Raw genomic sequence first — 12,412 nt, forward strand, 5'->3', positions numbered from 1 at the left:
CAAGATGAGATTTCCCATAGCGTCAAGCTAGTAAGATCCCTGAAAGATGATCAGGTTGATAGGTCAGAGGTGGAAGCGTGGCGACATGTGGAGCTGACTGATACTAATCGATCGAGGACTTAACCAATTAGAAAAGCGGAGGCGACTGTCCAAACTTCGAGAGACGTTGGAGGGCCGGCACTGCAAATCCCGGTTTTGGATTTGTAGGGACGGACCGAAACGGCCGAGAAGTTAGGAGCCGAAGCTAGACAAGTCATTTACTGGTGAACTCGTTTTTACAATACTTCTTCTGCATTATCTAGTTTTGAGGGAATGAAACCTCAATAAATGACAAATTGAAAGCTTAGATTCTCAAATATGAGATGGGTTAAGCTTTTTATTTGACTCTAAATGCGGGTGTGGCGGAATCGGCAGACGCGCTAGATTCAGGTTCTAGTGGTAGCAATACCGTATGGGTTCAAGTCCCTTCACCCGCACCAATTTTATAATGCGGAAGTAGTTCAGTGGTAGAACACCACCTTGCCAAGGTGGGGGTCGCGGGTTCGAATCCCGTCTTCCGCTTTCATTTGCCGGGGTGGCGGAACTGGCAGACGCACAGGACTTAAAATCCTGCGGTAGGTGACTACCGTACCGGTTCGATTCCGGTCCTCGGCACCATTTCTCAAACGGGAAATAGCTCAGCTTGATAGAGCACTACGTTCGGGACGTAGGGGTCGCAGGTTCAAATCCTGTTTTCCCGATAATTCGGGGTCCTAGCCCAACTGGGAGAGCGCTTGCTTCGCATGCAAGAGGTCAGCGGTTCAATCCACCAGTACTGAAGTTTTTTATTTGGCGGTGTAGCTCAGCTGGCTAGAGCGTACGGTTCATACCCGTAAGGTCGGGGGTTCGATCCCCTCCGCCGCTACCATACTTATATCAATCTTTTGGAGGAATACCCAAGTCTGGCTGAAGGGATCGGTCTTGAAAACCGACAGGCGGGTTAAACCGCGCGGGGGTTCGAATCCCTCTTCCTCCGCCAGTTTTTTGCCTAAATTTGGAGGGGTAGCGAAGTGGCTAAACGCGGCGGACTGTAAATCCGCTCCCTCAGGGTTCGGCGGTTCGAATCCGTCCCCCTCCACCATTTAGGGGCATAGTTTAAAGGTAGAACTAAGGTCTCCAAAACCTTCAGTGTGGGTTCGATTCCTACTGCCCCTGTCGTATTCGAAAACGCCTTTCTCTTTCATGAGGAAGGTGTTTTTATTTTGTTTTTTAAGGAACTAATCGCATTAGCCTTCGTAAAATGGAGTAAGTGTGCTTGTAATTTGTCAAATGAAATGAGGATGACCATGTTTTATTTAAGAGAGACATATCGACTCCATCCTGACAACGAAAGCAAATATAGTGAGCTTTTTAAAGAATATTATTTTCCCGTGCATATAAAAAGCGGAGCAAGACTGATAGGAAGCTGGGTAACCGAACAAGGGGATGAATTCATGATTATTTGGGAGTATTCCAGCTATGAAGAATATGAAAAAATAGAACAACGTCTTACACGGGACAAAATGTATGCACAAATGAAAAAACAGTTTCAAAAAGCAGCTAAAGATTTTTTAGTTAAAAGAACCGATACATTGAATTCGTTAGGAGCATTTATGCCTGCCAAACATAACGTATCGGTCAGCGGCTATATAACAAATGAAAATGGTGAAACATTATTGGTAAAAACTTATTGGAGGGCAGATACATGGGAACTTCCTGGCGGGGGTGTAGATGACGGCGAAACATTGGACAGGGCATTGTGCAGGGAGATATTGGAAGAGACAGGCATTGAGGTGAAGTTATTTGGTATAACCGGTATTTATTCAAATGGAAACACCATTTCTATTGTTTTTCTGGGAGAAGCAAGAGGCGGAAAACTAACCACATCCAACGAAACGAAAGAGGTTCAATTTGTTAACCTTAATCACGCAAATGTGTCACACTATATCAAAAGGGGGAAGTTTATTCCAAGAGTATTGGATGCAATGAACGGAAAATTTGCACCATATGAAGCATTTAAAATCCGTCCCTATGAACTGATCGAAAGATTGGAAGGAAATTAAAGTAAACCCACAAAATTTAATTAAAACTCCCGACTAGGTAAAACTAACAAAAATGTTTTTGGGGGGAGTTACCATGCCAGAGCTTCCGGAAATGGAAAATTATAAATTGCTGTTGAATCAAAAGATTGCTGGCCGTCCGATTACTGCTATCCAAATTAACAGGGAAAAGTCGGTAAATGTAAATCCCGAACTTTTTCGAAAAACTGTCCTGCATCAAACTGTAAGGAACATCAACAGACGAGGCAAGCATTTATTGTTCCAGCTTCAAAACGGTCAAGTATTGCTATTGCATTTAATGTTGGGCGGCTGGATGTTTTATGGTACGGAGGCTGATAAACCGAAGCGAACCATTCAAGTCCGGCTATCCTTTGGCAAGGAGCATTTGTATTTTATCGGATTGCGGCTCGGCTATCTCCATCTCTATAGGGAGGTGGAGGCTGAAGAAAAACTTGCCCATTTAGGGCCGGAGCCGCTAAACGCCACATTTTCCGCAGAAGAATTTTTAAAAAGAATCGCTACAAAGCACGGCAGGTTTAAAACAACTCTGATTGATCAAGAGTTTATTGCCGGAATCGGTAACTGTTACTCAGCGGAAATATGTTTTCATGCCGGAATCCTGCCAGCCAAAGAGATTGATGACATAAGTGAATCCGGACGGGTCCAATTGTTTCAAGCAATGAAGCAGGTCCTTACAGAAGCCATTAAGAACGGAGGGTATATAGAAAACCCCATTTTTGAAGGAGATATCAAAACCGGGGGCTTTTACGGAGTGCGCAAGGTTTACGATCGTCAGGGGGAAAGCTGTCAGCGCTGCGGGTCAGCGATTGTAATGGAGACCATTTCCTCAAGGAAAACCTATTATTGTCCCAATTGCCAGAAGTAATAAAGATGATCTCGTCTATAAGGCGGGATTTTTTTGCAGAAAGAATTTTCAGAATTAATAGTTTACTATTTTGTCAAAATTTATGTTTCCGTTTTTGGATATATGTAATATACTATATACAAATAAGTATAACACATTTAACTATATGTAACATGTTTATTGTTTTTAAGGGGGTGTCACTAATTAAACTTAGCAAGCGTCAGGATGAAATCCTCCAGATTGTGAAACAAAATGGCCCTATTACAGGGAAAGAAATTGCTGAAAAGCTTTCGGTAACGCGGGCAGCATTAAGGCCGGATCTTGCCATTTTGACGATGTCAGGCAATCTAGATGCCAGGCCGCGAGTTGGTTATTTTTTTAATGATAAATTGGCAGTCAAACAGAAGGCTAAAAAGTTTATTCAGCAAAAAGTGTCCGATTTTAAGGCACACCCCATTGTCGTAGAAAAGTCAACATCTGTGTATAATGCCATTGTCCAATTATTCCTTGAGGATGTAGGGACACTGTATGCGGTCGATTCTGAAGGGTGTTTGGCTGGGGTGATTTCCCGAAAGGATTTGCTGAGGGCCGCCCTTGGAAACAAAAATCTCCAAGAACTGCCGGTAAGTGTGATTATGACACGCATGCCGAATATTATCACGATTCATCCGGATGAAACGTTACTTGAAGCAGCCAAAAAAATGATTAATTATCATGTTGATTCCTTACCTGTAGTCACAGAAGCAGGAGACCGAGGCAGTACATATTTGTTGTTGGGGCGAATCACAAAAACAACGATAACAAGGGCATATGTAGAATTTATGGATGAAAATTCAAACTAAGGGGAGTTGCTGCGATTTTGGTACAGAAAGAAGTTGTCTATGTGGTTTCTGACTCGGTCGGCGAGACTGCCGAGTTTGTTGTAAAAGCAGTAGCCACACAATTTAATGGCGGGCAAGTGGATATTCGTCGAAATTCCTATGTGGATGATATTGAGGATATTGAGGACGTCATCATTTTAGCCAAACGGGAAAAATCAATTATAGCTTATACAATTGTCATCCCTACATTAAAAGAGTATCTTGATCGACGCGCGGGGGAAGAAGATATACTTGCAGTCGATTTACTCAGTCCATTGATGAATGCTTTCACTACGAGGTTTAACAAAGAGCCCCATCGTCGTCCGGGATTGATGAGAAAGTTGGATGAAGAGTATTTCCGGAAAATTGAAGCGATTGAATTTGCCGTTAAATACGATGACGGACGCGATCCACGCGGAATTACAAAGGCAGATATTGTCCTTATCGGGGTATCCCGGACTTCGAAGACACCGCTTTCGATGTATTTGGCACATAAGCGTTTTAAAGTAGCCAACGTTCCATTGGTTCCGGAAGTCCCGCCTCCGGATGAACTGTTTAAAATACCGAGGAAAAATTGTATCGGCCTAATCATTTCTCCGGATAAATTAAATGAAATTCGCAAAGAACGTTTAAAGGCTTTGGGATTGGCTTCGCAAGCTAATTATGCCAGCTTCCAAAGAATATTGGATGAACTCGACCATGCTGAAAAAATTATGAAGCGGGTTGGCTGCCCGGTTATAGATGTATCCAATAAGGCTGTCGAAGAAACAGCGGGCTTAATTCTTGATGTGCTTAAAAAAGAGAGGAGCTTTTAATAATATGGATAAGTTTGTTTATTTATTTCATGAAGGTAATGGCAACATGAAAGACCTGCTTGGCGGCAAGGGGGCAAATCTTGCTGAAATGACGAGAATCGGGCTGCCGGTTCCTTATGGATTTACCATTACCACACAGGCTTGTAATGCTTACTATGAATCTGATAAAACAATTCCAACTTTAGTAGAAAAGCAGACTTTAGAAGCACTTGGCCGGTTAGAAGAAAAAATGGGCAAGAAACTTGGGGACCCAGCAAATCCATTACTAGTATCAGTCCGTTCCGGTTCCGTTTTTTCGATGCCCGGCATGATGGATACAATCCTAAACCTTGGCATGAATGATGAAACGGTAGTCGGTTTGGCAAAATTAACAAATAACGCCCGATTTGCCTACGACTCCTACCGCAGGTTCATTCAAATGTTCAGCAATGTGGTTTTGGAAATCGACACTTTTTATTTCGAGCAATTTTTGGAAGAAACCCGCGAGCATAAGGGCTATTCCTCCGACCCGGAAATGACGGCTGAAGACTGGCAAGAGGTTATTGCCGGTTACAAGGAAATCGTGAAAAAGCATACCAGAAAGGACTTCCCGCAGGATCCGATAGAGCAGCTATTTTTGGCAATCAATGCCGTATTCAATTCATGGAATAACCAGCGTGCCATTGTCTACCGCCGCTTGAACAAAATTCCTGACCATTTGGGAACGGCGGTTAACGTACAAAGCATGGTATTTGGCAATATGGGCGATGATTCCGGTACTGGTGTGGCATTCACAAGAAATCCGTCAACGGGCGAACATATCCTTTATGGTGAATATTTAATCAATGCTCAAGGGGAAGACGTGGTGGCAGGAATTCGTACACCGCAGCCAATCGCTACTCTTAAGGAAGAAATGCCCGGAGTATTCCAGCAATTTTCCGAAACCTGCAAGCGTCTTGAACAGCACTACAAGGAAATGCAAGATATCGAGTTTACAGTCGAGCGCGGCAAGCTGTTTATCCTGCAAACCCGTAACGGCAAACGCACCGCGCAAGCTGCAATTCGGATCGCTGTTGAGATGGTAAAGGAAGGAATTATTGATAAAAAGACCGCACTGATGCGGGTTGACCCAGACCAATTAAATCAGCTGCTTCATCGCCGGATTGATGAAAAAGCCGAAAAAAGAGTGATTGCCAAAGGTCTTCCGGCATCACCAGGTGCAGCTACCGGTCAAGTTGTATTTGAAGCTGACGAGGCCGAGCAGTTAGGCAATGAAGGCAAAAAAGTCATCCTTGTCTCTCCTGAAACGACTCCGGATGATATTCACGGAATGGTGGCAGCCCAAGCGATTTTAACTAGTCGTGGCGGCATGACCAGCCATGCTGCGGTTGTTGCACGCGGTATGGGAAAAGCTTGCATTTGCGGATGTGAAGCGATGAAAATCGATATGAAGGCAAAACAATTTATGGTTGGCGATATTGTCGTTAAATATGGTGATATTATTACCATTGATGGTTCCACAGGCGAAATCATGATTGGTGAAATCCCGATGATTGATCCAGAGCTATCTGATGAATTCCAGCAGCTTTTGGTTTGGGCAGACCAAGAGCGGAAAATTGGCGTTCGTGCTAATGCCGATAATCCGGAGGACGCGAAGAAATCATTTGAATTCGGTGCAGGAGGCATCGGCTTGTGCCGTACCGAGCACATGTTCATGGACTTGAAGCGAATTCCAATTGTGCAAAAAATGATACTAGCAGAAAGCTATAGTGAGAGAATGGAAGCGCTCGAACAGCTTCTGCCAATGCAACAAGGCGATTTTGAAGGAATCTTTGAGGCAATGCAAGGGCTGCCGGTAACGATTCGCTTGCTCGATCCACCGCTTCACGAGTTCTTGCCGAATAAGGAAGAGCTTTTAGTTGAAGTAACTAAGCTTCAAATCTTGAATCCTGGATCGGAAGATTTAAAGCAAAAGGAGTTATTGCTGAAGAAGGTTCGTCAATTGGATGAGTTCAACCCGATGCTTGGCCACCGCGGCTGCCGTTTAGGGATGATTTATCCGGAGATTTATGAAATGCAGGCAAAAGCTATTTTCTATGCGGCCGCAAAGCTTGCCGAGAAAGGTGTAGAAGTGCAGCCTGAAATCATGATTCCACTTGTCGGCCACGTCAACGAGTTGAAGCAAATGCGCCAGTTGGTAATGGAAGCGGCCGTACTCGTACAGGAAGAAACAGGCAGAAAATTCGATTGCACAATTGGAACGATGATTGAAATCCCGCGTGCTGCTTTGACTGCCGACCAAATTGCCGAGGAGGCCGATTTCTTCTCATTTGGAACGAATGACCTGACCCAAACAACATTCGGCTACAGCCGCGACGATGCCGAAGGAAAATTCCTGCAAGCCTACATTGAAAACAAAGTGTTGCCGGAAAACCCATTTGCCGTGCTTGATCAGGAAGGTGTCGGCAAATTGGTGGAAACAGGTGTCAAGCTTGGACGATCGGCAAAGCCTGCATTAAAGACAGGAATTTGCGGTGAACATGGCGGTGAAAAGAGCTCGATTGATTTCTGTTACCGTACCGGTCTGGATTATGTCAGCTGCTCGCCATACCGTGTGCCGCTAGCCCGTTTGGCTGCAGCCCAGGCTACAATCCGCCATGAATGGAATAAGGAAGAGGTTTATACTACTGCGTAGGTTGGAGATAGGAGCGGTACCACTATGGTGCCGTTCTTTTTTGTATTGTGTGAATGTTTTTGCAAATACTAAAAATAAATGAAAACTCGCCGATTGGCGAGTCCGTTAGGACGATGACAGAGGCGTAGTTGAATTTATGCGACATAGGAAAGTGTAAAATTTGGAGAAAATTTTATACTTTCCTATTAGCCAAAAAAGGGGCTGTAAATAATGGGAGCAATTGAACGAAGTGGATTCCGATTTGTACCGGAATTTAGTGTGATCGGGCAAAACGGAGCCATTCATGTTTACAATCGGGATGAATTTATTGAAGAAATCAAGTTTCAGTTTGCCGGGAAGTTTCCAGAAATGGACCAAATCGAGGATTTGGTCGATAAGTATTGTGAATTGCATAATATTTAAGGAACACTTGTTCGATTATGGAATCAATGGTATAATTTACATTGCAATAGAATAGGACTTCTCAAGGGTGGCGGCAACACCTCTTCAAGGAAAGGGGGTGATGCTGTTTGACAGTATTTCAAGCATTGATGTTCGCACTGTCGTTTGCCAGTCTGATTATCACCGTACTGTCGTTTCACCAAAAAAAATAATCCACCCTTGAGCCGGCAAGCATAAGTGGTGGATTACTGCCCTCTATTGCCGATCTCCTGACAGGGAACCAGCTATTGCATGGCCGAGCGGGATTACGTCGTCATGCTCGGTCTTTTTTACTATATGCGAATTTCTAAAATCATTATACATAAGATTTCGTTAAAAAGAAATGAAAATGTCATTGTATTGGAGGGAAAAAAATGAGTAAGCTGACTGCCATCTACCCTCAGGCCATCGAACAAACCAAAATGAAAATCTACGAGGATATAGATCGGTATTTTGAATATAAAGAAACCTTGCCGACATTTGAACAATACATAAACGACCGCAGCCATTATATTGAGCAGATATGGATCAATGTGTGGCTGAATAAATCCACCAACGATGTTCCACGGAATGAAAAAAAGCAATTTTTGAGTGAGCGGGACTACGAGGTTCACGGTGTCGACCGGAAGTTGATCAACAAGCTATTTCGTGATGAAATGAGACTGTATCAGCCATTTGATGTGATGGCTTGGATACAGGAGTCCTTTGAAGGACAGGGTGAAAAATGGGCAGAACGGTTTCGGCAGGCGAAGGAGAATTTTGTTTTAAGGGAGCAGCAAAAGCAAATAGAAAAACAGCGTGCTGCGATTAGTACTGAAATTGAGGAGGCGGCAGCAGGCATTATAGAAGATCAATATGAGCTTTTTTATTTATATGTACGTCAATTCGTCGCCAAGCAATTAGCGGGAGACTTGGAGAACCAAGTTAAATATCAAGCACAGGATCCAGCGGCATTGGAGGAAAAGCTGATTGAAGAAGGTATGTTTAATCCTTCCTCATATGTGACGTTGGTGGATTTTTTGGAGGAACTGACAGGGGACATTCATCAAATCCCTAATTTGGGACGGCATTTATACGAATATGAAACCTATTATTATGTCTATGAAAGCCTGATTTTTGATTATATATCGGAGTTCATTCCAGAAAGAATAGTAAGCCAACTGCCGGAAGACTTGCATACTGAATTTATAGAAACCTTCGATGAAAAACTGTCTTCGTCCTTTGTAAAGGGTTGTATCAGTGAACTTTTGTATGATGCTGTAGGTTATTTTATTGAAGATATTCAGGAGGAATACGTTTCGGATCTTCTGAATTTGGTCGATATTCCATTCGATGAGACTGTTCATCGTGACATTTTTGAACGTGATTTGCAGGAAAGGGAAAGAAAAAGGGCCGAGGAACTGGCTGAGCTAGAACGGAAAAAGGCTGAAGAAGAAAGGATTATGCAGGATATTTTTGGTCAGGAATATGATCCATCTTTTAAACGCCAGATTTCGTATGTGCTTCATATTGGTGAAACCAATACGGGAAAAACCCATCATGCGCTGGAAAAAATGAAGCAGGCTGACAGTGGTCTTTATTTGGCGCCGTTAAGGCTGCTTGCTCTTGAGGTATACGATAAATTGAATGCCGAGGGCACGCCATGTTCATTAAAGACGGGGGAAGAGGAAAAGTTGGTTGTTGGCGCCAATCATATTTCCTGTACCGTCGAGTTGTTTCATGAAAAAGAGTATTACCAAGTGGTTGTCATTGATGAGGCGCAAATGATCACCGACAAGGACCGAGGCTTTTCCTGGTATAAGGCGATTACCAAAGCCAATGCCGCAGAGGTCCATATTATAGGGAGCCGGAATTCGAAAGAGATGCTGCTTGAGCTGTTGGGCAATGCCGATATAGAGATCAACGAGTATAGCCGTGATACCCCGCTTGAGGTGGAATCGAAGAAATTTGATATCAAAAATGTAAAAAAGGGAGATGCTCTGATTTGTTTTTCCCGAAGGCGCGTGCTGGAGATGGCCTCACGGCTGCAAAATGACAGCCATTCCGCCAGCATGATATATGGAAGCATGCCGCCGGAAACAAGAAAGAAACAAATCCAGCAGTTTAACGAAGGCAAAACAAAGGTCATCGTCGCAACCGACGCAATCGGCATGGGCTTAAATCTGCCAATTCGCCGTATTGTTTTTTTGGAAAATGAAAAATTTGATGGGACGAGAAGGAGGCTGCTTACCTCCCAGGAGGTCAAGCAAATCGCCGGCCGTGCTGGACGGAAGGGAATTTATGATGTCGGCAAGGTAGCGTTTACGAATGATATTAAGAAGATGAAGAACTTGCTTGAGCAGGAAGATCGGCCTGTTCAGACGTTTGCGATTGCCCCGACCAATTCGGTTTTTGAACGGTTTCAGCGTTATTACCGTGACTTGGGAACTTTCTTCGAACTGTGGGAGAAATTTGAAAGCCCGAAAGGCACGAAGAAGGCATCTCTATTCGAGGAACGGTCGCTTTATAAAAAAATTGCCGGCACCGAAATCGAAGCTCGGCTTTCATTGATGGATTTATACGGGTTTCTGCACCTGCCATTTTCTAAAAATGAACAGGCGTTGACCCAGCAATGGGAGGAAACGATGTATGCGATTATTCAGGGACAGGAACTTCCGGAACCTTTAATCAAGGAACGAAGCCTGGAGGAACTGGAATTAACCTATAAAGCAATTGGCCTTCATCTGTTGTTTTTATACCGGCTAGGGCAGCGGACGGAGGCCATGTATTGGGAGCGTCTGCGCGAGGAGATCAGTGATAAGGTCCAGGAACGGCTGAAAACCGATATTAAGAAATTTGTGAAAAAATGCAAGAACTGCGGTAAGAAGCTGCCATGGGACCACTCGTTTCCAACTTGCGATGCCTGCTACCGCACCCGGTTCAAGAAATATTGGGAAGAGGAATATCATTTTTAAAGGTCATGGGTTAGGGCCTTTATTCTTGAGGTAGAACAGAATGATTCGAATATCATTCTGTTTTTTTTATGAAAAGAACTTTTTGGTTAAGGATGATTGGCGAAGAAAAATGGAGTGAAACGGAGAAAGGACTGATTGTGTCCGCTTTCATGCCATTTCACAAATTTGTCACATTCCTGTATAATTTGGTCTTGTTGTCATCGGACCCGACTTTCATAAGAGTTGAAAGTCAATAAATAGAGATAAAAAGGAGAGATGTTCATTTGAACTTATCGAAAATAAAAGATGAATGGTTTGGCAATATTCGTGGAGATATTTTAGCGGGCATCGTAGTTGCCTTAGCGTTAATTCCTGAAGCGATTGCTTTTTCAATCATTGCTGGTGTTGACCCGATGGTTGGCTTGTACGCGTCATTTTGTATTGCTGTTACGATTGCGTTTGTTGGCGGCAGACCAGGGATGATCTCCGCAGCAACCGGTGCCACGGCCCTGTTAATGACGACATTGGTAAGAGACCATGGTTTGCAGTATTTATTAGCTGCCACGATTTTAACAGGAATACTTCAAATTATTATGGGAGCTTTAAAGCTTGGTAGCTTAATGAAATTTGTTCCGCGTTCCGTGATGACTGGTTTTGTTAACTCGTTGGCTATCCTGATTTTTGCGGCGCAGCTGCCTCATTTTGCCGGGGAATCCTGGCCAATGTTTGCCATGGTTGCGGGGGCACTGGCGATTATATATGTGATGCCTCGCTTTACTAAGGTACTGCCTTCGCCACTGGTGGCAATTATTGTGATGACGATCATTGCAGTCATGACGGGTAGCGATGTCCGCACTGTAGGTGATATGGGTGAATTGACATCGAAATTGCCGATATTTTTAATCCCTGATATTCCAGTAAACCTTGAAACGCTGCAAATTATTTTCCCTTATTCATTATCCATTGCAATCGTCGGATTAGTTGAATCCTTGTTAACGGCCCAGATCGTTGATGATATGACAGATACGGAAAGTGATAAAAATAAAGAAGCACGCGGTCAAGGGATGGCCAATATTGTTTCTGGTTTCTTTGGCGGCATGGCTGGGTGTGCGATGATTGGACAATCGGTCATTAATGTCAAATCTGGCGGAAGAGGCCGTTTATCTACTCTTGTAGCTGGTGTGTTCTTATTAACGCTCATTGTATCTTTAAAAGGATTGCTTGTTCAGATCCCAATGGCTGCCCTCGTCGGTGTCATGGTCATGGTTTCGATTGGTACATTTGATTGGAACTCTCTAAAAACCTTGAACAAGGTTCCAGTTGCAGACACCATCGTTATGATTGCGACTGTACTAACAGTTTTACAAACGCATGACCTATCTAAAGGGGTTTTAGTTGGAATCATCTTGAGTGCGCTATTTTTTGCATCAAAGATATCTAAAGTAAAAGTTACCAGTCTTCCTTCAAAAGGATCCCATAAGAAGATTTACCATGTAACAGGTCAGCTTTTCTTTGCTTCTGTCACAGATTTCGTCAATAGCTTTGATTATAAAGAAGATGTAAAAGAAATTGATTTGGATCTGTCCAATGCCCACCTTTGGGACGATTCCGCTGTAGGGGCAATTGATAAAGTGGTCTTTAAATATGATCAAAACGGCGTAACAGTGAATCTGATAGGCTTAAATACGGAAAGCAATAAACTGCTTGAAAAGTTGGCAGTACACAAAGCACAAGGCGGTCTAGATAAAGCCGCAGGCCATTAATAAA

General features: G+C 43.5%; 9 protein-coding genes, 8 tRNA genes and 1 rRNA gene. All 18 read left to right on the forward strand.

From position 1 onward, the window contains the following. A 23S ribosomal RNA gene (locus tag M3234_RS26860) occupies positions 1 to 127 on the forward strand; the annotation flags it as partial. Between the two features lie 265 nt (positions 128 to 392). Next, positions 393 to 479 (forward strand) — tRNA-Leu (locus tag M3234_RS26865). A gap of 10 nt (positions 480 to 489) precedes the next feature. Continuing rightward, positions 490 to 561: transfer RNA gene (locus tag M3234_RS26870), tRNA-Gly, on the forward strand. Between the two features lie 7 nt (positions 562 to 568). Beyond that, positions 569 to 657: transfer RNA gene (locus tag M3234_RS26875), tRNA-Leu, on the forward strand. Between the two features lie 9 nt (positions 658 to 666). Next, a tRNA-Pro gene (locus M3234_RS26880) sits at positions 667 to 740 on the forward strand. A 90-nt stretch (positions 741 to 830) separates the two neighbouring features. Beyond that, positions 831 to 907: transfer RNA gene (locus M3234_RS26885), tRNA-Met, on the forward strand. A gap of 18 nt (positions 908 to 925) precedes the next feature. Continuing rightward, positions 926 to 1,018 (forward strand) — tRNA-Ser (locus M3234_RS26890). A gap of 17 nt (positions 1,019 to 1,035) precedes the next feature. Next, positions 1,036 to 1,120: transfer RNA gene (locus tag M3234_RS26895), tRNA-Tyr, on the forward strand. A 3-nt stretch (positions 1,121 to 1,123) separates the two neighbouring features. Then, positions 1,124 to 1,194: transfer RNA gene (locus tag M3234_RS26900), tRNA-Trp, on the forward strand. Positions 1,195 to 1,325: 131 nt separating this feature from the next. Continuing rightward, positions 1,326 to 2,081, forward strand: a complete 756-nt coding sequence (locus M3234_RS26905) for an NUDIX domain-containing protein (protein WP_262307614.1) — start codon at positions 1,326 to 1,328, stop codon at positions 2,079 to 2,081. Positions 2,082 to 2,154: 73 nt separating this feature from the next. After that, positions 2,155 to 2,964 carry a bifunctional DNA-formamidopyrimidine glycosylase/DNA-(apurinic or apyrimidinic site) lyase gene (gene mutM, locus M3234_RS26910; RefSeq protein WP_262307615.1) on the forward strand — a complete coding sequence of 270 codons (810 nt, stop codon included), beginning with the start codon at positions 2,155 to 2,157 and terminating at the stop codon, positions 2,962 to 2,964. A 152-nt stretch (positions 2,965 to 3,116) separates the two neighbouring features. After that, positions 3,117 to 3,785: a helix-turn-helix transcriptional regulator gene (locus tag M3234_RS26915; protein ID WP_285858814.1), complete on the forward strand. Its 669-nt coding sequence runs from the start codon at positions 3,117 to 3,119 to the stop codon at positions 3,783 to 3,785. Positions 3,786 to 3,802: 17 nt separating this feature from the next. Next, on the forward strand, positions 3,803 to 4,618 hold the full coding sequence (locus M3234_RS26920; RefSeq protein ID WP_262307617.1) for a pyruvate, water dikinase regulatory protein: 816 nt from the start codon (positions 3,803 to 3,805) through the stop codon (positions 4,616 to 4,618). 4 nt (positions 4,619 to 4,622) lie between these two features. After that, on the forward strand, positions 4,623 to 7,292 hold the full coding sequence (ppdK, locus tag M3234_RS26925; protein WP_262307618.1) for a pyruvate, phosphate dikinase: 2,670 nt from the start codon (positions 4,623 to 4,625) through the stop codon (positions 7,290 to 7,292). Between the two features lie 210 nt (positions 7,293 to 7,502). Continuing rightward, complete coding sequence (locus tag M3234_RS26930) at positions 7,503 to 7,694, forward strand: YbxH family protein (RefSeq protein WP_066321787.1); 192 nt, start codon at positions 7,503 to 7,505, stop codon at positions 7,692 to 7,694. Between the two features lie 107 nt (positions 7,695 to 7,801). Next, positions 7,802 to 7,885 (forward strand): putative holin-like toxin, encoded by an 84-nt coding sequence (locus M3234_RS29790; protein ID WP_396953998.1) that lies wholly within the window; start codon positions 7,802 to 7,804, stop codon positions 7,883 to 7,885. A 201-nt stretch (positions 7,886 to 8,086) separates the two neighbouring features. Beyond that, entirely contained in the window at positions 8,087 to 10,666 is a 2,580-nt protein-coding gene (locus M3234_RS26935) for a DEAD/DEAH box helicase (RefSeq protein WP_262307619.1), read from the forward strand. A 263-nt stretch (positions 10,667 to 10,929) separates the two neighbouring features. Next, on the forward strand, positions 10,930 to 12,408 hold the full coding sequence (locus M3234_RS26940) for a SulP family inorganic anion transporter (protein ID WP_262307620.1): 1,479 nt from the start codon (positions 10,930 to 10,932) through the stop codon (positions 12,406 to 12,408). Positions 12,409 to 12,412: the final 4 nt, after the last annotated feature.

The sequence above is a fragment of the Neobacillus niacini genome (assembly GCF_023715785.1).
GTDB lineage: Bacteria > Bacillota > Bacilli > Bacillales > Cytobacillaceae > Neobacillus > Neobacillus niacini_E.